General features: G+C 37.5%; 19 protein-coding genes. 17 read left to right on the top strand and 2 right to left on the bottom strand.

Annotated features, from left to right (window positions below):
- The first annotated feature begins 3 nt into the window (after positions 1-3).
- The 6 genes from J7K93_03360 to J7K93_03385 all read left to right on the top strand — a co-directional run bounded on the left by J7K93_03360 (position 4) and on the right by J7K93_03385 (position 9,904).
- Positions 4-429, top strand: coding sequence for an Hpt domain-containing protein (locus J7K93_03360; GenBank protein MCD6116031.1), 426 nt, complete (start codon positions 4-6; stop codon positions 427-429).
- Positions 430-467: 38 nt separating this feature from the next.
- A complete protein-coding gene (locus tag J7K93_03365; protein ID MCD6116032.1) occupies positions 468-2,810 on the top strand; it encodes a hybrid sensor histidine kinase/response regulator in 2,343 nt (780 codons plus the stop codon).
- A 15-nt stretch (positions 2,811-2,825) separates the two neighbouring features.
- Entirely contained in the window at positions 2,826-3,938 is a 1,113-nt protein-coding gene (cheB, locus tag J7K93_03370) for a chemotaxis-specific protein-glutamate methyltransferase CheB (GenBank protein MCD6116033.1), read from the top strand.
- Positions 3,939-3,947: 9 nt separating this feature from the next.
- Positions 3,948-7,835, top strand: a complete 3,888-nt coding sequence (locus J7K93_03375) for a response regulator (protein ID MCD6116034.1) — start codon at positions 3,948-3,950, stop codon at positions 7,833-7,835.
- Positions 7,822-8,958: a response regulator gene (locus J7K93_03380; protein ID MCD6116035.1), complete on the top strand. Its 1,137-nt coding sequence runs from the start codon at positions 7,822-7,824 to the stop codon at positions 8,956-8,958. The genes J7K93_03375 and J7K93_03380 overlap by 14 nt, the downstream gene beginning before the upstream one ends.
- A gap of 160 nt (positions 8,959-9,118) precedes the next feature.
- Entirely contained in the window at positions 9,119-9,904 is a 786-nt protein-coding gene (locus J7K93_03385; GenBank protein MCD6116036.1) for an HAD family hydrolase, read from the top strand.
- A 150-nt stretch (positions 9,905-10,054) separates the two neighbouring features.
- Here the strand turns inward: J7K93_03385 and J7K93_03390 are convergent, their stop codons facing one another.
- Entirely contained in the window at positions 10,055-12,028 is a 1,974-nt protein-coding gene (locus tag J7K93_03390; protein MCD6116037.1) for a helix-hairpin-helix domain-containing protein, read from the bottom strand.
- Positions 12,029-12,602: 574 nt separating this feature from the next.
- Complete coding sequence (locus J7K93_03395) at positions 12,603-14,957, bottom strand: carboxypeptidase-like regulatory domain-containing protein (protein MCD6116038.1); 2,355 nt, start codon at positions 14,955-14,957, stop codon at positions 12,603-12,605.
- Positions 14,958-15,136: 179 nt separating this feature from the next.
- Here J7K93_03395 and J7K93_03400 point away from each other — a divergent pair, with 179 nt between their 5' ends.
- From J7K93_03400 to J7K93_03450, 11 genes are all read left to right on the top strand, one after another.
- Positions 15,137-15,712, top strand: a complete 576-nt coding sequence (locus J7K93_03400; GenBank protein MCD6116039.1) for an RNA polymerase sigma factor — start codon at positions 15,137-15,139, stop codon at positions 15,710-15,712.
- A gap of 58 nt (positions 15,713-15,770) precedes the next feature.
- The gene (locus J7K93_03405; protein ID MCD6116040.1) at positions 15,771-16,133 is read left to right on the top strand and encodes a hypothetical protein; all 363 of its coding nucleotides are present in this window, start codon (positions 15,771-15,773) and stop codon (positions 16,131-16,133) included.
- Complete coding sequence (locus tag J7K93_03410; protein MCD6116041.1) at positions 16,117-16,665, top strand: periplasmic heavy metal sensor; 549 nt, start codon at positions 16,117-16,119, stop codon at positions 16,663-16,665. Before J7K93_03405 ends, J7K93_03410 begins: the two co-directional genes overlap by 17 nt.
- 20 nt (positions 16,666-16,685) lie before the next feature.
- Entirely contained in the window at positions 16,686-17,150 is a 465-nt protein-coding gene (locus J7K93_03415; protein MCD6116042.1) for a periplasmic heavy metal sensor, read from the top strand.
- Between the two features lie 263 nt (positions 17,151-17,413).
- Positions 17,414-18,226: a hypothetical protein gene (locus tag J7K93_03420; protein MCD6116043.1), complete on the top strand. Its 813-nt coding sequence runs from the start codon at positions 17,414-17,416 to the stop codon at positions 18,224-18,226.
- A 126-nt stretch (positions 18,227-18,352) separates the two neighbouring features.
- Entirely contained in the window at positions 18,353-20,812 is a 2,460-nt protein-coding gene (locus tag J7K93_03425) for a TonB-dependent receptor (protein ID MCD6116044.1), read from the top strand.
- An 80-nt stretch (positions 20,813-20,892) separates the two neighbouring features.
- Positions 20,893-21,720 carry a DUF4249 family protein gene (locus J7K93_03430; GenBank protein ID MCD6116045.1) on the top strand — a complete coding sequence of 276 codons (828 nt, stop codon included), beginning with the start codon at positions 20,893-20,895 and terminating at the stop codon, positions 21,718-21,720.
- A 359-nt stretch (positions 21,721-22,079) separates the two neighbouring features.
- Positions 22,080-23,219 carry a response regulator gene (locus tag J7K93_03435; GenBank protein ID MCD6116046.1) on the top strand — a complete coding sequence of 380 codons (1,140 nt, stop codon included), beginning with the start codon at positions 22,080-22,082 and terminating at the stop codon, positions 23,217-23,219.
- A 32-nt stretch (positions 23,220-23,251) separates the two neighbouring features.
- Positions 23,252-23,677 carry an STAS domain-containing protein gene (locus J7K93_03440; protein MCD6116047.1) on the top strand — a complete coding sequence of 142 codons (426 nt, stop codon included), beginning with the start codon at positions 23,252-23,254 and terminating at the stop codon, positions 23,675-23,677.
- A gap of 21 nt (positions 23,678-23,698) precedes the next feature.
- On the top strand, positions 23,699-24,199 hold the full coding sequence (locus J7K93_03445) for an STAS domain-containing protein (GenBank protein MCD6116048.1): 501 nt from the start codon (positions 23,699-23,701) through the stop codon (positions 24,197-24,199).
- A 20-nt stretch (positions 24,200-24,219) separates the two neighbouring features.
- Positions 24,220-24,609 (top strand): anti-sigma regulatory factor, encoded by a 390-nt coding sequence (locus J7K93_03450; GenBank protein ID MCD6116049.1) that lies wholly within the window; start codon positions 24,220-24,222, stop codon positions 24,607-24,609.
- The last annotated feature ends 1 nt before the right edge of the window (position 24,610 follow it).

Raw genomic sequence — 24,610 nt, forward strand, 5'->3', positions numbered from 1 at the left:
ATTATGCAGATAAGTGATCCGGAGTTTTTTAAGCAGATTCTTGAGATGTTCAGAATGGAAGCGCAGGAGCATCTTGAAACGATATCTTCCGGTGTTTCGAAGCTTAAACAGGGAGTTACAGGGCTTGAACGCAAGGAAGTTGTGGAAACTATATTCAGAGCAGCCCACAGCCTGAAAGGTGCTGCAAGGACAGTTGGAATAACTGATCTCGAAGAAATCGGCCAGGAGTTTGAGAAAATATTTTCAATGCTGAAGCAGAAGGAATCCATGCTGACAGATGATACTTTTGAAATTTTTGATATTGCAGAGAATCAGCTTGGGCTTCTGATAAAATCTGTTGACAAAGAAGGAAAGGTGCTGGGCGATAAATCAGAGCTTGTCAGGCTTATAAGCCAGATACATGAAAGAATATTGCTGCAAAACGCATAGAAAAAAATATAATTGCTAAAGGCTGGTAATTAGGAGAAATGATGAAAAACGATGACGACTTTCTTAAAGAGCTTTTATCTATGTTTAAGGTGGAGGCAGAAGAACATCTGAAAATTATATCTTCAGGCCTTATAGATCTTGAGAAAGCATCAGACGGTGACAGACTTGAAATTTTAGAAATAATTTACAGGGAAGCGCACAGTTTAAAAGGTGCAGCAAGAGCTGTAAATCTTATCAAAGTAGAACATTTATGCCAGGCTCTTGAAAGTATTTTTGCTTTATTTAAAAGCGGGGAACTTAATCCGTCAAGAGAAATATTTGATGTACTGCTTGATGCTGTTGATGTTGTATCAGATGCGGTTGATTCTCCTGATTCTACTGATATTAATAATATTTACAACAAACTTGAGCGCATTGAAAACATGAGCGTGAAAACTGTATCAGAAAGTGAAGTCAAAAAAAATATTAAAAAGCAGGCAACAAATAAAAGGAAACCAGTTACTGTTAAAAAGAAAGAAACCGGTAGTAAAAAAGTAACTGAATCTCATAAAAAAGAAGATGTACCAGAAATAAAAGATGACATAAAAAATGTTAAAAGAGTGGATACCAAACCAATTGTCACAGATACAATACGTATCCCCACGTCAAGAATGGATTCTATCCTTCTTCAGGTTGAAGAAATGGTTTCTACCAAGCTTGGGACGGAGCAGGTTACAACTGATCTCAAAGAGGTCCTTATTACAATGGACATCTGGAGAAAGGAATGGGAAAAAGTATATTCTTCAATAAGAAGAGGGCCGTCAGGCAGATTGGAAATTCTAGATAAAAATTCGAGCGAAGCTGAAGCAGAGTTTTTTAATTGGAATTTTCATCAATTGAGAGATGTTGATGACAAGCTTAACTATGTTTATAAACTTGCAGAAATAAATTTCCGTCAATTAAGCGGAATGATTGACAATCTTCTCGAAGATATGAAAACCATATTAATGCTGCCGTTTTCAACACTTTTAAAGTTGGTTCCGAAAGTGGTCAGGGATATCAGCCGGGATCAGGATAAGGATGTTGAGCTTGTTATGCGCGGCAGTACTACGGAAGTTGACAGAAGAATACTTGAAGAGATAAAAGACCCTCTCATCCATCTTTTAAGGAACTGTATTGATCATGGTATTGAAAAACCAGAGGAAAGAAAAAAAACAGGGAAGCCGGAACAGGGGATAATATCCATATCAATTTCTCAGATTGAAGGCGATAAAATTGAAATAGTGGTGGAAGACGACGGCGCAGGGATTAATCCTGAAAAAGTTAAGAAAACTGCTGTTCAAAGAGGGATAATAAGTGAGCAGGAAGCCAGGCATCTGAGTGAGAAAGAAGCTATTTCTCTTATTTTTGAATCAGATCTCTCTACCAGCCCGATAATTACTGATATCTCAGGAAGAGGCCTCGGGCTTGCGATAGTACGTGAAAAAGTAGAAAAATTGGGCGGCTTGATTCAATTAGAGACAGAGACTGGTAAAAGGACACGCTTTCGTATTGTGATACCTGTTACACTTGCTACTTTTCGGGGTACCCTGATAGAGGCCGGAGGGAATAGTTTTGTTGTGCCGACTGTAAATGTGGAACGTGCAATGAGGCTGCCGGTTAAAAAAATAAAAACAGTTGAGAATAAAAGAGTAGTAACAATTCACAATAAAATGATTTCTTTAATCCACTTGAGCGATGTGCTTGGGTTGAGGCGTGATGTCGGAACTGCAGCACAATCAGATATGCTGCAGTTTGTTATAATCAGATCTGCAAATAAAATGGTTGCACTCGGAGTGGATTCAGTAGTCAATGAACAGGAGTTTTTAGTTAAAGGCCTCGGAAAACAGATAATTCGTGTAAAAAATATTGCAGGAGCAACGATTCTTGGATCGGGAAAGGTGGTGCCTATTCTTAATGTCCCGGATATTATCAAATCCGCAGAAAAAGTAATATCTTCCCCCCTGCAGGAGGTATCAATGCAAAAAAAACAGGAAGAAAAGAAGTCTATACTTATTGCAGAAGATTCAATAACATCACGAACGCTGCTTAAAAATATTCTTGAATCAGCAGGATATTCTGTTAAAGCAACTGTTGACGGTGCTGATGCTTTTTCAGCTTTGCGAAGCGGCAGGTATGACCTTGTAGTCTCTGATGTGGAAATGCCGAGAATGAACGGTTTTGAACTTGTGTCAAATATCAGGAAAAACAGATCAACAACAGACACTCCTGTGATTCTTGTAACAGGGCTTGAGTCCAAGGAAGACAGGGAGAGAGGTATTGAAGTAGGAGCTAACGCCTACATTGTAAAAAGAAGTTTTGATCAGAGTAATTTACTTGATGTTATAAGTAAGCTAATTTAGGGAAGATAAAAACCTATGATTAAAGTTCTTGTCACAGAAGATTCCTCTGTTATAAGAAGTTATCTCGAACATGTACTCAACAATGATCCTGAACTGACTGTTGTGGGAACTGCATGTAACGGGCTTGAAGCAGTTGAAAAGGCTGCTGAATTAAAGCCTGATGTTATTACAATGGATATTCACATGCCGGGAATGGACGGATTTGAAGCTACAAGAAAAATTATGGAAACAAATCCTGTCCCGATTGTTATATGCAGTGCAAGCTGGGATCCCACTGAAGTTAGTAAAACTTTTCGGTCAATGGAAGCGGGAGCAGTTGCAGCCCTGGAAAAACCGAGAGGATTTTCTCATACTGACAGTGACGATTCCCTGCGTCAGCTTATAGATACCGTAAAAGCAATGTCAAGTGTCAAAGTCGTAAGGAGATGGGCACGTTTAAGAAAGAAAGAAACGGTTATTACTTCGCATCATGTGCATACAGGGCATAAAAAAAGAAGCGGGCGGAAAACTTACAAAATAGTTGCCGTGGGATCTTCAACAGGTGGGCCTCTTGCACTTCAGAGTTTGCTTTCAAACATAGACAGAGACTTTCCTGTCCCAATAGTAATTGTTCAGCACATTGCACCGGGGTTTCTTACAGGGCTTGCAGACTGGCTTGGAAAGACAACAAAGTACGATGTGAAAATAGCTGAAAATAATGAAAATATTTTACCTCGGAAAGCATATCTTGCTCCTGACAGATTTCATATGCTGATAACAAAAGATTTTAAAGTAAAGCTGATAAGCGGAGAAAGCAGAGATCGGCTTTGCCCGTCAGTAGCTCATTTGTTTAAATCTATAGGAGATGAATTCGGAATGTCAGGTGTAGGTGTTTTATTAACCGGGATGGGTAGAGACGGAGCTGCAGAATTAAAAGAAATGCATGATAAGGGGGCCCTTACCTTTGCACAGGACGAGGATAGCTGTATTGTATTCGGAATGCCGGGTGAAGCTGTAGCTCTCGGCGCAGCTGACAAGGTGCTTCCGTGCCCGGATATAGCTGAAGAACTTAATAAAATGTTGATAGATAATGATGCGGAATTCAGGGATAAAGAGAAAAAAAGAGTTATAACTCATACTAATCAGTGAGAAAATATTATGTCAATGCAAGATTTAAGACCAATTGAAGCCGATATTGAAATATTAGTTGTGGAAGACAGTCCGACTCAGGCAATGCATTTAAAATACATACTTGAGCGGAGAAATTATACGGTACATATGGCAACGAACGGCAAGGATGCCCTTGAAATGATGCGGAAACGTAAACCGACTATCGTGATAAGTGACATTCTGATGCCTGAAATGGACGGGTACGAATTCTGCCGCCAGATACGTGCCGATGAACAGCTGCAATATGTCCCTGTAATCTTGTTAACACAACTTTTTGATCCGAGAGATGTGATAAGAGGTCTGCTCAGCGGAGCTGACAATTTTGTTACAAAACCCTACAGTGAACAATTCCTTGTTTCCAGAATTCAGTACATACTTGCAAATCAGGAACTTAGAAAGAACTCAATTACTGAAATGGGTATAGAAATTATTTTTGCAGGGCAGAAACATTTTATAACTTCCGACAGAATGCAGATTCTGGATCTTCTGTTTTCAACTTTTGAGAATGCTGTACAGAGAAATCAGGAACTTGAAGAGACTAATAAAGAATTGAGAAGAGCAATAGAGACAATAGAGACAATCAATGAAGTAACAGGCAAGTTGAACAGGATGCTTATGCCGGAAGATGTTGCACGTGCAATCGGAGACGGTGTCAAAAAACTCATTGACTATGATGAGTGTATTGTATATTCGATTGATGAAAGTAAAAAATATCTTATCCCGATATTTGCAGGCCAGAGACAGGGAGAGAAAAACAGCGATAAAGTTAAAAAGTTAAAAATCGGAGAAGGGATTGTGGGCCTTGTCTATTCCCGTGGAAAACCTGAAATGGTGGGGGATATAACAAAGCACCCCAAGGCCAGGTATCTGAAGAACAAAAATGTCCCGACATATTCCGTTCTTGCAGTACCTATGCAGTATGAAAACGAGACAATGGGAGTTATAGCACTGCTTAAAACAGGGCTGCATCAGTTCAGTGAATCCCACATGCGTACTCTTTTAATTCTTGCAGGACAGGCTGGAGTTGCAATGGAGAATGCCCGGCTCCTGCAGGAAGAGAAGAGGAGGATAAGACAGCTTTCTCTGATTAATGAGATTTCACGAAAAATGGTGTCAACTCTTGACGTGGAAGAACTAAGCGTTTATGTTGTAGAGTCAATTCAAAATGAATTCAAAGAGGATACAATACTGCTTCTCGTTAAAGATGAAGATGAGAATAAACTGGTAATTGGAGCTCATGCGGGTATTGAAAGTAAAAAATTCCATGACGGCTGGATTTTGGAAAAAGACTCCTCTGCTGTATGGAAGGCTGCAAAATCCGGTGAAGTTGTTACTGTAAATGATATTAAGAAAATAAAGGATCTGCAGCCGCTAATTGCAGGTATTCGTTCGGAAATAGCAGCCCCTATTAAGAAAGGGGATAAACTGCTTGGAGTTCTGCACATAATGAGTAAAAAGAGTGATTCGTTTAATGAAAAGGATTCCGCTTTAATGAAAATGCTTGCGGATCAGATTGCAATGGCACTTGAGAATGCAAGATTATATGAAAGCGAAAGAAAAACAAGTGAACTTGCACAGCAGGCTAACAGAGCAAAAAGTGAATTTCTTGCCAATATGAGTCATGAGATCAGGACTCCTATGAACAGCATTATAGGATTCTCCGATCTGCTGCTTCAGGAGAATCTGCCCGAAGAATTGGTCGATTTCGCAAAGACTATCAAGCTTAACGGTGAAAGCCTTCTGGAAATTATTAACCAGATTCTTGATCTGGCAAAGGTCGAAACAGGGCGTATGGAAGTGGATGTTGTGGAGTGTAATTTATCCGAACTTGTTGAAAATGTTTCACAGCTGCTCAGGCCGAGAGTTCTTGACAAAGGGCTTAAGTTTAAAGTTTCGACTGAACCTGAACATCTTCCGTATATTGAAAGCGACAGTCTTAAGATTCGTCAGATTATGGTTAATCTCCTCGGCAATTCGGTCAAATTTACTGAAGACGGGGAGATAGGGTTTAGTGTAAATGTACGGAAACAGAAGAATGCCAGAGGTATGCTGGAAGTACATGTATCAGATACCGGTATTGGAATAGCCCCGAACAAACATCAAGCTATATTTGAATCGTTCACTCAGGCTGATGCGTCAATGACACGCCGGTTTGGGGGAACAGGCCTTGGCCTATCATTGAGCAAGCAGATGGTTGAACTGTTAGGCGGCAAAATCTGGTTTGAATCTGACCTCGGAAAAGGGACTACATTCCACTTTAGCGTGCCTGTAAGGATAATTTCGGAAAAAGTCGGAGTTCCTGTTAAAAAAGTGCAGAAGGCACAAATAAAAGCTGTAGGTGCCGGAAAAGGAAAAACAAAGCAGATAAGTATACAGACAAAAAAGAAGCGTAAAGAGCCGCTTGTGCTTTTAATAGAAGATAACGGCAGTGCAATGGAACTGCTTCAGAGATATCTTAAACGTGACGGCTATGAAGTGCAGTGCAGTACAACAGGTGATGATGGAATTCTTAAGGCAAAATTCTACAGGCCTGATGCTATTATTCTGGAAATTTTATTACCTGGAAAGATGGACGGGTGGGAAGTGCTTAGAAATCTTAAATCAAGTACTTTAACCAAAGATATTCCGGTCATAGTATGTTCCGTACTTTCAAACCAGAAAAAGGCGTACAGCCTTGGTGCAGTGGAGTATATTGAAAAGCCTGCACAGGAGAAGGCCCTTCTTGATACTTTACACAAGTCCATAGGGCTGAGTGATAAGAAAAATAAGGAAGTCCTTGTTGTAGATGATGACAAATCCGTACACGTGCTTTTCGGCAAACTTCTTAAAAGCATGGGTGTAATTGTGAAGAATTTTGAGAATGGGAATGATGTAGTAAAGTATCTTGAAAGCCCGCATCCTATTGCACTTGTAATACTGGATCTTTTAATGCCTGGTGTAGACGGGTTTGAGGTTCTTAAAAAGATCAAATCTTCAGAAAAGACAAAAGATATACCAGTTGTTATTTATACAGGTAAAAAACTTACTTCAAGAGACAGATCCCGGCTTAATGAAAATTATGCACTTCTTTTACAGAAAACAAGTGAAACGCCTGAAACACTGTTAAATCAGCTTAATAATCTTGTTATGCCGTCTCTCAGAGAGGCAATTGATAAAGCAATGCAGGAAGAGGAAGAGGCTGTAAGAATTCTTCTTGCAGAGGACGATCCTTCGGGGCAGAAACTAATGCGGCTTCTTTTAAGTCAGTTGGGATATGCTGTAGACCTTGCAGGTACAGGCCAGCAGGTTCTTGATATGCTTAAAAAGAAAGATTATGATATTGTGCTTATGGATATGGAAATGCCTGTAATGGATGGCTTTACTGCAACGCGCAAGCTTAGAAGTATGGAGAAATACAAGGATATGCCGATAATTGCGCTTACTGCACATGCAATGAAGGAACACAAGAAAAAGACACTTGAGGCAGGATGTACGGATTATCTGTCAAAACCTATAAATCGCGACAAATTGCAGGATATCCTCAATAAATACCTTGCAGACCCCGGCGTACCGGAGGAAAAAGAATCAAAAACGGAACAGACAAATTTGATTGCAGATGACCCACTTATGGCTGAACTAAGAGAATTCTTCATTGATGACCTGTCTAAAAAGATAAAGAAATTTAATGAGGATATGGAAAAGAAGGATATTGATGAAGTTATAAGATTCGGCCATTCTCTTAAAGGCACAGCAGGATCATACGGATTCCCTGTTTTTTCCAAACTTGGTGCTCAGATAGAAGATTACGGCCGTGAAGGCAAGTGGGATGAAATAGCATCTCTGCAAATTGCTATTGTAAAAGAGTATAAACTGCTTGGAGTTAATGATGAAGCCTGAGAATATGACTATTTTAACTGTTGATGATACACCGGCCAATATTCGTCTTTTAACTCATTATCTTGAGAAAGAGGGCTATAATGTACTTACAGCAGAAGACGGATTTGAAGGATTCAAATCTGCTATTAAGTACCATCCCGATCTTGTGCTGCTCGATGTTATGATGCCCGGAACTGACGGATACGAAGTTTGCGAGCTTTTAAAAGCCGAAGAGACAACAAAAGATATACCTATTGTTTTTTTAACGGCAAAAACAGATGTTGAAGACAGACTCCACGGTTTTGAATTGGGAGCTAAAGATTTTATAACAAAGCCTTTTAATCTTTCCGAAATTTCTACGAGAATAAAGACACAATTAGAACTTACCTATCTTAAAATCCAGAATGAGCATTTGTCAGAAGCTCTTTTTTCCTCCCAGAGAGCTGCAGGGTCAGGTTATATTGGTTTAAAACTTTCAACTCAGATAAAATCTTTTTTGGATATGCTTCACAGCAGGTTAAAGAGAATTCAGGAAAAAGCTGATCCTGACAGCGCAGTTCAACAGGCTGCTTCAATTGCTGTTGAACTTGAGTCACGTATTAAATTATTAGTGGAAACATGGTATGATTTTGCCGATGAAAAGCCCGAAATTCCCAGAGTTTTTAATCTGGTTCCTCTATTAATAGATATTGTTGAGCTCATAGAATTCAATGTAGAAGGAATATCTGTCAAGTATTCTGTCCCGGAAGAGCCTGTGATGATTGAAAGCAGGTATTCGTTAATTCAGCAGGCCATGATTGCATTACTTGTAAATCTGTCGGCAGAAGTAAAATATCAGGGCGGGATAGAGATTTCGAGCAGTATGGGCCGGCTTCCGAAAAGGTTTGAAAATCAGCTAAAGGAAAAGCCTGAGAGCGAATATCTGCATATCAGTATCCAGTGTGAATGCAAATGGGGAACTGATGATATACCTTCGGTAGAGTTAGAAAATTTTTATTTCTCCAAAAATCATCCTGATGCTGCATTTGGCCTGACTGTGGCATCTGCGTTTGTTACAAGATATCAGGGAATTGCAGCAATTGAGCAGGGCAATAGTAATGGAGTTATGATTTCTCTGTACATTCCTGCAAATAGCGCAGCATGATGAGGGATGGATTTTAATGATGAATAAGTAATGTATTGAGAGGCTGTCACTTCCGAAGAAGCCTGAATCACAATAACATGATTATTGAATCCATGGAAACAAAATCTCATTATCGTAAGATTTGAATGCAAACATACGAGGCCAGGGAGGAAGTTTGAGCATGAGTAAGTTGTTAGTATTTGATTTTGACGGAGTTATATGCAACTCATATCACGATTCATTAATGACCTCAATCAATACATACATAGAACTCGTTTCTGAGCATGACTTACCTGTATCTTCGAAACTATCGGAAAAATCAGTATTTGAGTTTGAAGAAAGGGAAAAAGAATTCTGCAGAATGTTCAGGGAATTAATGCCTCTCGGGAATTTTGCTCATGATTATTATGTAATATTAAGGATTGTTGAGCAAAACGTTTTTAACACAATTAAAACCCAGGAAGACTTTGATAAATTTAAAAAGTCGTGTTCGCCGGATATAATTGACAGTTATCAAAAAAGATTTTATAAGGTCAGGTACGATATGCAGACAAATGATCCGGAAGCGTGGGTTGGAATTTTGCCTGCTTTTACAGGCGTGATTCCTGCTGTAACGAAGCTGTCAGAAAAATACACTCTTGCAATAGCAACATCAAAAGATGTCAGGTCTGTAGAAATTCTGCTGAAAGAGTATGACCTGATAAACTATTTTGAACATGAAAATATCCTTGATAAAGATTATGCCCGTTCAAAAAGGGAACACCTTGTAACATTTTCAAAGAAGCATGCTGTTGATTTTTCCGATATGAGTTTTATAGACGACAAGGTACTTCATCTTGTTTCAGTAAGAGATCTGGGCGTGAATCTTTTTCTGGCAACCTGGGGATTTAATACCGAACGGGAGTATGATATTGCCAGGGCAAATGGCTGCCGTTTATTGAAGCTTGATGAGCTGAACACTCTTTAATGATAATGATTTGTGAATTAACCTTTATTATTCAGGAATAAAACCCCTTCCTCATGTTATTCCCGCATGCTCCTGGCGGGAATCCACCTTTTTCTTGTACTTTTTAGATTTGTGAATAATGCAAGTTAGAATAATAAGTAGAATATTTCTTTAAAAATAGATATCTCCCTGAACTCCTATTTTATTAATTTTGTTTCCGTAAATCATATTGTATCCTGATCTTAAATAAGTTCTGCCCGGATAAAATGTAAGCGACCACTTTGCAGACAGTTTGAAAGATTTAAAAGGATTTAATGCAAAAATGATGTAAATCCTTTCTCCTCTGTTGTAAAGTGGGGTATTTGAAAGTACACCCGGAAGGTCACGCTCAAATTCATAAATGCGTGTATCCCATGATTCGGTGTCAAATACTATGGCTCTTAAATTGACAAATGATTTATGAAATGGCTTTATCAGGCCGTCAGCAAAAAAGAGAAAACCATTTTCACCATGCTTTATAGACTCATAATAAGAGCCGTTTATCGAGAAACGGACTGCTTCGAACCGCGCCCTGAATCTGATTTTTTTTGACGGAGAATAGCTGATTCCAGAGCGAAATTTATAAAGCGAAGTAGAAGCAACATGTACTAAAGGCTCTGAAGAATGAGTATCTTTTATTGCTCTTGCCCCTGTTTTTTTGTTAAACCTTAACAAAATTTTCACTTTATGTGAGAGTTTTAATTCCCACTGAGAAAAAATATCAGATGAATTAAATGGAACAGGAATAAAGTATGTTCTCCACGGAGTATGGTGAAAGTCTAAATAAAAGGATGCAGAGATACGCCTGCTGAATTTACGTTTCATGCCGCAATAGATACCTTGCCTGTTTTTTGCAGGAGATATTGACATAAAAGAGCTGTAAGGACTGTAAAATTTTTTTGAAAAATAGTAGTAAACGAAAGCAAGTTTTAAGAGCCCGATATTTGTTGCTGCCCCTGTAACAATGGCGCATGATCCGGGATCAGATTCGGATAATTCTCCATATAAATTTACATTCTTTACCTCGATATCCCAATGGGCGCCGTACACAAAAAGTTTCTGCCCCTTAAATTCAAATTGCTTTCTTTCGTTTATTTCGGGATTTAAAGGAGGCGAAAAACGTGCGTGCATAATTGTAAATCCCGCTGAATTATTTTTATTTATGTACGATGCTGAAAAACAAATATTTGATTCACAGGCATTGCCCTTTGTTTTGATTTCGTACTCGGTTCTGTGAAGCCCTGATTTTTTAAAGGAGCTGACTGTTGAGTCATTATTTAATGAAGCGTCCTTGTGTGCTTTTGAATAAAATCCTGTTAATGAGAAATGCCGATTATAAAGAGAAAGCGCAATACCCTGCATGTATCCGAACTCTGTTGATAATGCATAACCTGAAATTCCTGATGTACGATTTTTTGCAGCTTTTACGGAATTTGCTCCTTTGTACTGACTGTAAGGCCCCCATAATGTAAGGCCCTGGCCTGTTTCCGCAATAAAATTGCCTGCAATAATCTTAAGCCCGTGTTTTTTAATGTGCAGCTCTGCATACCCGACAAAATGGTCTGCATAGGACGCTTCACCCGGATCTTTATGGATAAGTATCTTTGAAGAAAATGGCCCTTTTGATAATGTCATACGATTGTAAGTGTAAACAGGCGGCCCTTTGAATTTATTGGTGCTGAATCCTTTCTCTTTTTCCAGTTTCCGCATGTATCTGTTCCTGAAAGACACGGATAAAGGAGTGGACTTTTCCATTTTGTCAAATCTAATATATGAAGATATTAATTTTACAAAATCAGTATCAAAATGCATGCGGCTTTGAAAATCGCTTAATGATTTAAAATCTCCGTTTTTTTTACGCTCCCTGATAATTTTGCGTGCAGATATGTTATCAAAAAATGGTATGGCATTAATGGTTTTTTCAGAAGCGGAATTGATGTTTAGAGGATTGGCTTTAATATCTTCGAGGCGTTCCAAAATCATTGTATTTTTTGTTTTCTGGTCTTCGAGAAGTTTTTCCTGAATATCCTGGCTGAATAATACAACTGCAGGTAAAAAAAGAATGATTATGGAAAAACGTGCAATAAGTTTGTTTTTTGAGCACATAATTAATAGCTCCCCTGTTTTTTATGGTTAGATTCTAAATTTTTAACATAGAAGAAGTAAAATGAGGGAAAAAAAAGAGCAGCCGGATTTTTCCAAGTTGAAAAAACGGTCACACATAGGGTCAGGAATAATCGGTTTGTAACCGGGTTATGTGCTCCGGCCTGCCATGTAAAAAAAATAAACATGACAAAAATAGAAAAAGCAGCAACAGTACTTTTTGCCTGCGAGGTTACAGTATAATTGTACATACAGTTAAATGTAATTTAATGTTGTGATGCAGGTGCTTAGCAGCTCTTATGCATGATGCTATAATATAATAATAAAATTTAAAATGTCAAGATAATATTCGAAAAAATAAGAAATAAATTAGGGGCTGTATCAAAAGTCGATTTGAAGTCATTACAAGAAGCGAAGCGACATAGTAATCTCAGAAATTGAGCCCGAATTGAAGAGACTGCTTCGCAAAAAGACGCTCGCAATGACAGGGTTAGGACTTTTGACACAGCCCCTATAAAGGAAATATCATAACATTAACAAAGATTAAAGTCTTTGTTCCCAGCTTTTGGGTAGTTTATCAAAACATCCTTGCCATTCCAAATCCCACATAAAAACCCTTTCTCGTAAGAGGCACGGCAAAATCAATCCTTGCAATGCCGAATAGCCCGTTTATGGAAATACCTGATTCGCTGTAGGTATCTGTTATCTGAAGCGGAGTGTAGGTTAACGCCTTTTTACTCATCCATGTTCTGCCTATGGCGCCGAAAACAATTATTCCGAGGCCTTTTCTTGCAAGGGAGTGAAGGCCGAGCAGTTCAAAGGGAATTGTCCTGAAGTTGTGTTCGGCAAATACAGCAGCATATTTTTCTCCTTCCACCGGCCTGTTTTTAAGAGTTTTAAACACTCCAAAAGGCATAAATCCTCCGATTGATGTTCCAATATTCCCCATTTTCTGCAATGGCAATGTACCTTTGTAAGTGCCTGCTGTAAATTGTACATCAATACAGGGCGCAAGCATTCTTCTGCGCAGGAATGTATTGATCCTGAAATTTCCGTTTAACCTGTAGGATGTAAAATTAAAATCACTTGAAAATAGATCGGGTGATGAGTGTTCTATTTCAAATGAGATGCGGTTCTGGCTGATAGGAGCAAATGGAATAAGATCATGTCCGAGGGAGAGATTCAGATATACTGATCGTAAGTTTCCCGCGTCAATTGCAGGATTTAATCTGCTTATTTTTCCTTTGCCCGTAAGTGTAAATGTGCTGGTTTCTTCGAGGGAAGAGTGGGTTTCAATGTTGACTCCTATTTTTAAACTGGCAGGGATCTTTGAAACAGAGTATTTAAGAGATGTTCTGAATCGTTTGTTTCTGTAATAATCATTGTAATCTGTTTCTCCGATTAAACAGGAGTAGGTGTTTATAAATGCCGGATAGTTCAAGGCTGAAAATCTGCTTTGTGCGCCGGAAAAACAGTCTGCTGACACAGAAAGATTCTTAAGCTTTGCTGCACCGCGGATTGACCATGCAAACTCTTTAAGCCCTGCATAGTAATCTGTCGATGCAAGTATTTTTACATGTTTCTTTGAGAGAGAAATACCAATCCCGGGGCCAAAACCTGTAACTCTGTTGTATTGAAACCTTGGATTTATATAGGATAATAATGTTCGTTTTTTCTTTTTTGTGTCTGCGCTGGTACTGGCACTTCCTGCATCATTTGATGCACTGACAACAACATATTTTGCAAGGAATCCGGTTGGTTTAAATGCTTTGTTTAATGTCATTGTGCTGTCAAGGTTTTTGTAAGCAGAGGATTCCTCCATTGTTAATGGTACGGGAGTTGTTGTCATTATATTTTTTCTGATTGACAGAGAATCCACAATAATGTGTTTTTTGGATTTAAATATTGAGTCGGGAAAAGCTGAATTAACGCTGTATTCAGTAAACACTGAAATTTGATTGTAGATAATTTTCGGAAAATTCAGCCCCACCATACCGATTTTAATTAAGCCGTGCATGCGCATGTCAACGGGAAGCCAGAACAGGCTGCCGAATTTTCTGTACTGCTGCTTATAGTGAATTTCAAAATTCTGAAAAGGAGGAGGCAGTATTACTGATTCCGAAGGAACAAGGTCAACATCAATTATGGCGTAGTCCTCATCAACAACGCTGATTCTGCCTTTAAATGTCGGCTGTAATTTTGACTTTGGCGATACTTCAATGTCATAAACTGTCTTCCCGTTAAATGATCTGTAATTTGTAAGGGAAAAATTGTAATATTTTAATGCCTTTGGATTTGTAACTCCTATGACTTTAAAACCTGCTACGTCTATATTGTCATCATAGAGATTCTGAAGATTTGATGCAAATGCGAAGTTCTCCGTATTTTTAATGTTTGCCGATGTTTTTTTTGAAACAATGACTTCTTTATCTCCTTTGTTTTTATCCCAGTATAATCTGGAATTACTCTCCGCGATATAAACAATACTTGTATCATTCTCAAGTGATATCCTGGAATATGCGTCTACTCTGTATCTGCTGAGTGATTTAAGCCATGATTTTTTATGTTTTATTACTTTACGCATGATATTTACGGCAGGGTCTTCATCAGATACAGTGATTGGTTTGAGCTGTATTACCGTAGGATTTAGTTTAACTGTAATTGATGAAGGTGAAGATTCTGTTACAGTAATTTTTTTTGCAATATACCCGATGTATGTTACATTAAGGGTTGCAGGCAGCTTTTTTATCTCTATCTTAAATTTGCCGTCGCTGTTTGTTATTGTGCCTTTATAGGTGTTTTCTATCTGTATGTTTGTGTTTGAAAGGGGCTTGCCTGTGCTTGCGTCAATTACATAACCTGAAATCAGTTTTTGGCCAGGGAGAGGAGAGGCAAATAGCATTATGGCAATAACTGCTGAAAAGGCTTTCATAAATCCTCCTGAGTCATGAATGTAAAATTAAAGATTTGTAAAAAATAACAATAATTATTAACTTATACTATTATTTTCTTTAAAAGTTTCAAAGAAATAGATGTTCAGGAACAAGTTTTTTCTTTTTTATACGTCTTAATATAAAGAGCTTAATTTATTATGAAAAAATCTGAAGGATTATGGAAGCTAAACTGATAAAATTGTTAAAGACTGGGGATTCTACGGCATTTAAACAATTTGTAGAAGCCAATCAGGACAGGGTTGTAAGTATTTGTTATGGTTTCCTGAAGAATAAAAGAGATGCGGAAGATACTGCTCAGGAAGTATTTATTGAAGTTTATCGCTCTATAGGTAAATTCCGCGGAGATTCAAAACTTTCTACCTGGCTTTACAGAATTGCTGTTACAAAGTCCCTGGATTTTTTAAGGAAGAAAAAGAGAAGAGGTAAATTCCATCAGCTCACAACGATTTTTTATGAGCATAATTCTGATAATATTGCCGAACCGGCAGATGCATCACGGCCTGATTTTGATCTAATGGAAAATGAGAGAAGAGAAATTTTAAACAGGGCAATAAACAAACTTTCCGATGATCAGAAAACCTCAATTGTGTTAAATAAACTGCAGGGGTATTCATACAAAGAAGTGGCTGAGATTATGAACAAGAGCGTAAGCTCGGTTGAATCACTGATTTATCGAAGCACAAAGAATCTGAAGGGAATTTTATCGCACCTTTATGAAAAAAAGTTATTATAAGAGCGCAAGTTTTTCATGCATAGAGCGTCAAAATTAGTGAAAAGAGGAGAAAACAGAAATGAATGATGAAAAGTTGAGAAATAAAAGAGTTGCAATTGAGGTTGAGAAGACAATGAATCTTCTTGAAGGCCCTCAGCTTATTGCAGCGGATCCTTTCTTTTATACCAGGCTCAAAGCTAGAATGGATAGTTCTGATGAGGCTGTCAGAAAGAGCAGCTCTCTTGTTTCCTTTCTCAGGCCGGCTTTTCTTCTTCTGTTTGCAGTAATGAATATTTTTACAATATATTACATATTTAAACAGGATTCTGTTGTAACTGCTCAGAAAAATTTTGCAGATGAGTATAATCTGGCATTAAATAATACGGAATTACTGGATATAAATATACAGCAGGGAGGGGAGCAGAATGGCATCGTCAAATAAGAAAAAGTTCTATACCGGCCTGTTTATTTTTCTTGTTGTTGCAAATATTGTTTCATTATCAGCATTGTGGTATACTCTTTATAAAAAGGATATCCCTGTACCGCATCCTGTGATGGCAGGGCCTGACAGAAAACCGAAGGTAATGGATTTTTTATGTGACAGGCTTAACCTTAATCCCTCTCAAATCGCTGAATTTGAGAAAATGAGAAGAGATCATTTTAATCAGATACGGCACTTAAATGATGATATCAGGCCTTTGAGAAAAAATCTTTTTAATGAGATTTTCAAGGAGAATCCGGATACTGCGAAAATAGGAATGTTTGCAAGGAAAATAGGGTACTTTTCAGGCCTGAGAGAAAAATTTATAGCTCAGCATTTTGAAGCTTTAACAAAGGTATGTAATAACAGACAGCGAAGAGTTCTTCAGGAGCTTGTTGACAGGTCTTCAAAAAGATTTTCAAATAACGGATATCGCGATACACGTAACAATAATATGCACCATGGCAGGAAAAACGGGAAAAGACAAAGATAAACGAAAAAGGAGAAAGAACAATGAGACGTATAACTGTATTAACAATCGGATTACTGGCGTTTGCCGCAAGTGTGATGGCACAGAAACCTATGGGTATGAGAATGGAAGGGCAGCAGCGTGAGCCCGGAATGCACAAGAGCATGGGCATGCATCACAATATGCTGCCGAATTTAACTGAAGACCAGCAGAAAAAGATTGAAACTCTGAGGACCAAATTTATGAAAGACGGTTTGAATATCAGAAATCAAATTGCTGAAAAACGGGCAAGGCTAAATACTCTCCGGACTGCTGACAAACTTAATACATCGGAAATCAATAAGGTTATTGAAGATATCGGCTCTCTAAGGACCAGGATGATGAAAATGGGCGAATCTCACAGACAGGAAGTAAGAGCATTGCTTACCGAGGAACAGAGAGTTGTTTTTGACAGTATGCACAACAGAATGGGTAAAGGATGTATGAAGGGCAGAGGACGCAGAAGGTAATTAATTGAAGTCTTTTTGTTTGATTTTGAAATGAATAGCGGGTGTGGTGATGACAGTTGAAACCATGTCCGCTATTTTTATTAAAGGAGAAAGCCATTACGGGGATTATAGACATTTTACAGATTTATAATAAGTGTCGAAGTGTAATATATTTTGAAGAAATTAACTGTATAAATCGTTCTAATTAATATTATTGATTTGATGCAAATAAAACAAGGTGGATAAGGATGATCGTTACTGCTTGTCACAACGGGGACCGAAAAATGAAAAAACAATTATCATTATTAGTACTGACATTAGGATTTATCATGATTACCGGCTGTAATTTCAAAGAGTTAAATAATCAATGGACAGATAAACCAATGAAAATTGACGGCAATTATTCTGATTGGGAAGGTGTTAATTTACAATATTTTGAAACGCAGAATTTTGTTATGGGCTCAGTTAATGATGCTGAGAATATTTACCTGATGTTCAGATTTACAGATCAAAGACTTGCACGGAGAATTCAAAGAGCGGGTATTACATGCTGGTTAGATACGAACGGAAAAAAGAGTAAAGAATATGGTATACAATATGCCGGAAGTGTTAATCTATTTTTAGAATCCATGTCTGAAATGGGGACCTCACAAATAATGTCATCAGAAAAGAACGGAAGAATGGATAGGCTGACGAAAAGATTAAGAAGCACTTTACCCGGCCCTGGGAAAATTATTGTCATCAAGGATGAAGAAAAATCAGAAATGGCTGAAAATCAGGCGCAGGGGCCATCTGCCGGTTCAGCAAATCATAATGGAGTTTTTTGTTTTGAGATTAGAATGCCGATACCAATAAGTGCAAAACCAGGTGATGAGATGAGTATTTGTATGGAATTCGGAGGGATGAGTTCCGGAAATTTTGGTCAATTGAAGGAACAAAAGGGCGGCTCAACAACAAGAGGCGGAAGAATGGGTGGCGGACGTGGTATGGGTAGAGGCAGAGGGATGCGAAGTGAACAAAGGACGCCTGGATATGAAAATTTTGAAAAGCAGGAAATTTGGATGAAACTAATTTTAACAGGGAATGCTGTGAATTAAATTATATGGTACGGAAACTGCAGATTGGGGCATGAGAAGTGGAATAGAAATTTACAATTGGTTGAATTTGTATGTCACAATATTTACAAATAATCTATAATGGTTGTAAAATCGATTGGAGAAATAATGATTCAAAATAAAAATAATATTATACCGTACATTTGCACGATATTACTTTTAACTTTGTTCTTTAGCAGCATAGCATTTGCTGAAAAAAGTTTAAACAAGAGCGATATTAAAGGGTATGTTATAGATGCAAAGAGCGGAGAGGCATTACCCTATGCCAATATAAGATTAAAAGGTACTAATAGAGGTACAACGACCAATACCGATGGATATTTTGTGCTGGTAGATGTGCCTATCGGCAAATGCTCTATACAAGTCAATTATATCGGATATATTTCAAAAATTATTGAAGTAAAAAATACATATGCCGGTATTACGCCGCTTATTATAGGAATGAAGCCGACAGTGATTGCATTACAAGGAGTAACCGTTACTGCCCAGGCAGAAATGCTTGATGTTTCTGCAAAGCAGGTAAGTCAAGTTACATTTTCACCAAGGCAATTATCGTCTCTGCCTAATATAGGTGAAGTAGATATTTTTCGTACGATGCAGCTTCTACCAGGTATTAGCGGAGCAAATGAGGGTGAATCCGGTCTTTATGTCCGGGGAGGTACTCCGGATCAGAACCTGATTCTTTTCGATGGCATGACTATTTATCATGTTGATCATTTTTTCGGTTTTTTCAGTGCATTTAATACTGATGCAATTAAGGATATTCAGCTTATAAAAGGCGGTTTCCCCGCAAAGTATGGCGGCAGACTTTCAAGTGTTATTAATCTAACCGGTAAAACCGGAAATAAAAATAAACGGCAATTTGGTTTCGGGGCTAATCTTTTAAGTGCAAATGCCTACTTTGAAACACCGGTTTTTAATAAAGGTACTTTTTTAATAGCAGGCAGACGTTCTTATACAGATTTTATCAGAAGTTCTTTGTATGATAATATTTATGGCTTTGTGACCGGTGATGACTCAGGCGGTATTGTTGGAGGCCAAGTGAGCAGGAAAGGCGGCCGAGCTGGTGCACAATCAGCAGAGTTTCTACCAAGTTTTTATTTTTATGATTTTAACAGTAAACTGACTTTGAACCTTTCATCAAAAGATATTATCAATTTTAGTATTTATAGCGGTAAAGATAATTTAGATAAATCACAGGATTATAGCAATATGCCACTTAAATTCAGTGGTACGGAGGAAAGTACAACACTTAAAACAACAGACTATACAAGATGGGGAAACATGGGTTTCTCCGGTAAATGGTCCAGACAATGGCAGGATCGTTTTCATACGGATATGCTATTAGCATATTCAAAATATTTCAGTGATTTTGATAGGACTCGAAATTTAAGTGATAATACACCAGTTGTTGATGATAGTGTAAGTAATGTACATGGTTTTTCCTTCGCATCAAAAGAAGATAATACTGTTAATGACCTAACCTTTCGCTTAGATGCCGACTGGTTTGTAACTAAATCTCATACTCTCAATTTTGGTTTTGAAACTTCTCAATTTGATTCCAAGTATTTGGCAACACTAAACGATACAACTGAGATATTAAATAAAGCAAATAATTCATTACAGTATTCTCTCTATTTACAGGATAGATGGAAAGTTAAATCAGCAGAATTAACTCTTGGGCTTAGAAGCATTTATTATCAAGAAACTGCCAGAAAGTTGTATCTTGAACCGCGTGCTTCTATTAACATTCCTTTAACAGACAAAATACAGCTAAAAGGCGCGTGGGGACATTACCATCAGTTTGTTAATCGAATTATAAATGAGAAAGTATCTGAAGGAAGTACTGATTTCTGGTTCTTAGCAGATGATAATCTTAAACCGAGCTTTGCAGAACATTATATATGCGGATTAAGTTATGAAAATAATCATTATGTTTTTAGTGCGGACGCTTATTATAAAGACCTTGATAACCTCATTGAATTCTCCCGTCGTTATAATAGCAAAGCAAACTATAATGATCGTTTTTTTATAGGTACGGGCGTAGCCAAGGGACTGGAATTTTTAGCACAGAAAAAGAGGGGCAAGCTAACCGGTTGGGTTGGTTATACCCTTGGCAAAGTGGAACATACGTTTCCGGCTTTTAATAACGGCAAACCGTTTCCTGCAAGTCACGACCGCAGGCACGAAGTTAATATAGTAGCAAAATACAATTGGGGACCATGGACATTTTCTACAACATGGGTGTTTGCTTCCGGAAAGGCTTATACTGCACCAGAGAGTCAATATTACCTTGATTTGCTAAATGGTGAAACTGAAAGTTATATACACGTGAGTGATAAGAACAGTAATCGACTGCTGGATTATCACCGTCTAGATCTGAGCATTTCTCGTAAGTTTGAGTCAAATAAATTAGCCACTGAAATGGGTATTAGTGTATTTAATGCATACAATCATAAAAATGTATGGTATCGTGAATATAATTTGGATACAACACCCATTACTATCACTGATGCTCTGATGCTTGGATTTACACCAACAGTTTATTTTAAGATGAAACTAAAGTGAAAAATTTATACGGATTTAAAGAGCAGAATAAATTTTTCTAAAATTTGTATTGAAATGAATAATAATTTAAAGGTGCTAAAATGAAAAAGATTTATATGTTAGGAGCTTTGGTAGCATTGTTCATGGTTACTGGGTGCACAGAAGATGCTTCTCTGGTTCCGGAGGCAGATCAAGTGGTTATTCAAGGTTATATTTTCGCCAATGAGCCGGTAGAAGATATTCGGATAACAAGTACACTTGCTCTGTCCAGCGAAGATACTATCGCACCGCCGATTAACGATGCAGAAGTATATTTGATGAAAGATGGCATGCGTTATGATCTTCAATTGAAAGATGAAGATGGATATTATTATTACGACGGTACTGATTTAACGGTAGAGGAAGGTGATGTTTTTGAAATTAATGTGAATTGCTTTGGTAAAAATGCCTCCGGTATAACCCAAGTTCCCCCACCCCCGAAAGATGTAGCTATGACATCAAATACATTGTATATTCCAGAGGCAGTATATCCGGGTTTTGAAATTGATTCTACTAAACATGTTTTAATTATTAACTGGACTGAAGATCCATCAGCATTATTTTATGTAGTAATGAAAAATTTAGAAACAAATCCTGAACCAATCGAAATAAGTGGAGGCGGAAAATTTTTCGGTGGAAAACGAGGTGCATTTATTTCTGCCCCATCGAATATGAACAAATATATAATAAGTTTTAGTAATGTGTCCTATTACGGCAGATACAGTATTAAAGTTTATCGTGTCAATAAGGAATATCTTGATTTGTACATATCAAAAAAGCAGGATTCCCGTGATTTGAATGAGCCGTTGACAAATATCAAGAACGGCCTTGGTGTGTTTAGTGCATTTAATAGCAGTATTTATTTATACTTTAATGTTGTGCCTGAATGATTAAGGGGTCTATTCTAAAAAGACCCATTACGGCCATTTCGATAAGCGAAGCTACGAGAAATCTATTGTTTTTATTGCGGTTATAAGATTTCTCGCTTCGCTCGAAAAGACAAAATCATGTTTTAAGAAAATAATTGCATTTTCCTGCTGCTTCAGATAAGTACATAAAAATTATGTGCTCATAGTTAAAAAAGTACTACCTGGTAAAAATATTATTGTTTATACTTGCCTTAAGTCCTTTATTTTCAAGCCTATATATAATTAATGCCTGGTATAAATTTTGCTTACAAATAAATTGTTTTTTTAAAGAATGTATTGGCTATGGAATTTTAGTAACGAATGCATCGGGAGCTGAAAAAATGAGTTTGCAAAGCAAAATTTTAATTGTTGATGATGAACCGGGGTTCAGGAAGCTTATTTTAAAAGCCATATCAAGAGAAAATCCGGAGTGTGAATTTGAAGAAGCGGAAGATGGTGAAAATGCTTTAAAAAAATTAACTTCTGAAAATTTTAATACTGTTATCCTTGATGTAAATATGCCTGTAATGGACGGATTTGAAGTACTGAAATCTATACGTGATAATGAAAAGATTGCCGATTTGCCTGTTATAATGTGCACAGGTTCCAATGATAGAGATGAGGTAATGAAAATAATTGGTATGGGGGTTTCGGGATACATTGTAAAATCAACAGATACGGATTCAATGACTCAAAAACTTTTGGGGCTGCTTGAAAAGATAAATAAAAATACTTCTAATTCGGGAATAAAGCAGGATTCTATTGAAATCGAAAGGATTGTAAAAGCACTTAATGCTAAAATGGTAGTAGCTGATGAAGACATTGCCTTTAGAAAACAGGTAAATTCTGTATTTAGAAAATATTATTCTATTGTTGAAGTTGAAAATGTCAAAGTTCTCTATGATACATGTTTTAAGCAGAAACCGGATATTATTATTCTCGGACGAACGTCAGATACGTATGACAGCAAAGTTGTTATGCCAAAACTCAGCCATATTGCAAGGGAAAATGATATGGTCATTGTCAGAGTATTCCCAAATAAGAAATTTCTTGATATATTTAAAAAAGAAAATAATGATCAGCACGCTGCAGGTATAACAAGGACAATGAATTCAGAGCTTCTTGAAAGCCAATTAAGAGAAATTATTACAATTCCAGGTTTCCTTTTCTCTATTGAAGGAAGGACAATAAGAGTGGAATTGAGAAATGGCTGTCCGGAAGATGAGAAATCAGTCAATAAATTAAAACAGAGAATTATAACCGGAACGGAAAATGGCATAAAAAATGTTTGTTTTGACCTTTCGGATTGGAAACCAGACAGTAATGACCCAGAAACAGGCGATGCAGAAAACAGACTGGCCGAACTGGTTGAATCCATAAAGGAGTCATGCAGCGGAATTTTAATTGAGGGAATGACCTTTGCTGACACAAGCCCTCTTTCAAAATATATTTTAAAAGATGCAGAGAATGAAAAGTCCTGATAAGAAATTAATTTAATTAATAGGAGAAAATTATGGCAAAGCAGAGAACAAAAGAAGAGATGGAACTTGCAGTACCAATTGGCATTATCTGGGACAAAATGTTGATAGTTCCTGTTGTTGGTGTTCTGGATTCAAGAAGAACGCAGATTTTAATGGAAGATATGCTTGAAAGCATACAGTTCAACAAGGCAAAAGTGGTAATCCTGGATGTTCTTGGAGTCGCGGCGGTTGACAGTGCTGTTGCAAATCATTTACTAAAAATTACCAAAGCAACAAAATTAATGGGATGTGAGTGCATTATTTCAGGTATTTCTCCGGCTATTAGTGAGACAATGGTAAATCTTGGTATTGAGATTGAAGATGTTGTTACAACATCAGCTCTGCAAGATGCTCTTGAGCTGGCATTTGAGAAAGTCGGTTATATGGTTGTAAAGAAAGAGGACGTTAAAAAAAGATAGTAAATCCTTCGGGAGTTTGAAATGGGGCCAGATAGAATGTTATCCGGAATCAGCATGGATATCTATCAAAACTGTTTAACAGTATTGATTAAAACTGAAATGTCATTATCTGTAGTTGAGGATATACAGAATGCTGTTTTGCAAAAAATAAACAGATCAGGTGCAAAAAAAGTTATTATGGATTTTTCCGGAGTGGAAGTGGTTGATTCTCATCTGTTTGAATTAATTTCATCAACATATAGAATGATTGCTCTGATGGGAACTGATGTCGTGCTTACTGGTTTTACTCCCGGTGTTGTGGCATCCTTGGTAGATTCCGATGTTAATTATAGAGGCCTTATAATAAAGCGTTCTATTGAGGAGGCAATTGACTATTTAACGCCACCTTCTGATGATGAAGATTTCATTGAAGTGCAGGAAGATCATGATGTCCCTGAGGAATCGGAATTTGGCGATTCGGGCCAGCAGAATGTTAATGAAAACCTTGAAATTGATGCGAGAGATGAAGATAAAGATTTATAATAGAGAAAACAATCTATGCTATGATTCAAATAATAATTGACAGGGAAGAAGCAGTAAAAGATGCTATATTTGAGGCTCAGGCATTAGCAGGGGAGAGGGGCTTTAGAAAAACCGAGTGTGTACTTATATCTACAGCAGTTTCCGAACTTGCAAGGAATATGCTTTTGCATGGCAATGGAGGTGAATTGTATCTTTCTGAAATAGACAATAACGGAGTTCAGGGAATTGAAGTAATTGCTGAAGATAAAGGGCCCGGTATTGAAGATATTGAAAAAGCGTTTGAGGACGGATTCAGCACGAGAGGAACCCTCGGTATCGGGCTTTCTGCAGTACGCCGGATAATGGACGAAATGGAAGTTGATACAGAGCCCGGAAAGGGGACACGAATTACAGTAAGGAAATGGAACTAAT

This window comes from bacterium (assembly GCA_021158245.1).
Lineage (GTDB): Bacteria > Zhuqueibacterota > QNDG01 > QNDG01 > QNDG01 > QNDG01.

Coding starts and splice junctions, on each gene's coding strand:
- J7K93_03395 (MCD6116038.1), bottom strand. CDS start 14,957: ATGAAAGCCTTTTCAGCAGTTATTGCCATAATGCTATTTGCCTCTCCT.
- J7K93_03415 (MCD6116042.1), top strand. CDS start 16,686: ATGAGACGTATAACTGTATTAACAATCGGATTACTGGCGTTTGCCGCA.
- J7K93_03405 (MCD6116040.1), top strand. CDS start 15,771: ATGAATGATGAAAAGTTGAGAAATAAAAGAGTTGCAATTGAGGTTGAG.
- J7K93_03390 (MCD6116037.1), bottom strand. CDS start 12,028: ATGTGCTCAAAAAACAAACTTATTGCACGTTTTTCCATAATCATTCTT.
- J7K93_03440 (MCD6116047.1), top strand. CDS start 23,252: ATGGCAAAGCAGAGAACAAAAGAAGAGATGGAACTTGCAGTACCAATT.
- cheB (MCD6116033.1), top strand. CDS start 2,826: ATGATTAAAGTTCTTGTCACAGAAGATTCCTCTGTTATAAGAAGTTAT.
- J7K93_03430 (MCD6116045.1), top strand. CDS start 20,893: ATGAAAAAGATTTATATGTTAGGAGCTTTGGTAGCATTGTTCATGGTT.
- J7K93_03420 (MCD6116043.1), top strand. CDS start 17,414: ATGAAAAAACAATTATCATTATTAGTACTGACATTAGGATTTATCATG.
- J7K93_03425 (MCD6116044.1), top strand. CDS start 18,353: ATGATTCAAAATAAAAATAATATTATACCGTACATTTGCACGATATTA.
- J7K93_03450 (MCD6116049.1), top strand. CDS start 24,220: ATGATTCAAATAATAATTGACAGGGAAGAAGCAGTAAAAGATGCTATA.
- J7K93_03385 (MCD6116036.1), top strand. CDS start 9,119: ATGAGTAAGTTGTTAGTATTTGATTTTGACGGAGTTATATGCAACTCA.
- J7K93_03365 (MCD6116032.1), top strand. CDS start 468: ATGATGAAAAACGATGACGACTTTCTTAAAGAGCTTTTATCTATGTTT.
- J7K93_03380 (MCD6116035.1), top strand. CDS start 7,822: ATGATGAAGCCTGAGAATATGACTATTTTAACTGTTGATGATACACCG.
- J7K93_03445 (MCD6116048.1), top strand. CDS start 23,699: ATGGGGCCAGATAGAATGTTATCCGGAATCAGCATGGATATCTATCAA.
- J7K93_03435 (MCD6116046.1), top strand. CDS start 22,080: ATGAGTTTGCAAAGCAAAATTTTAATTGTTGATGATGAACCGGGGTTC.
- J7K93_03375 (MCD6116034.1), top strand. CDS start 3,948: ATGTCAATGCAAGATTTAAGACCAATTGAAGCCGATATTGAAATATTA.
- J7K93_03360 (MCD6116031.1), top strand. CDS start 4: ATGCAGATAAGTGATCCGGAGTTTTTTAAGCAGATTCTTGAGATGTTC.
- J7K93_03410 (MCD6116041.1), top strand. CDS start 16,117: ATGGCATCGTCAAATAAGAAAAAGTTCTATACCGGCCTGTTTATTTTT.
- J7K93_03400 (MCD6116039.1), top strand. CDS start 15,137: ATGGAAGCTAAACTGATAAAATTGTTAAAGACTGGGGATTCTACGGCA.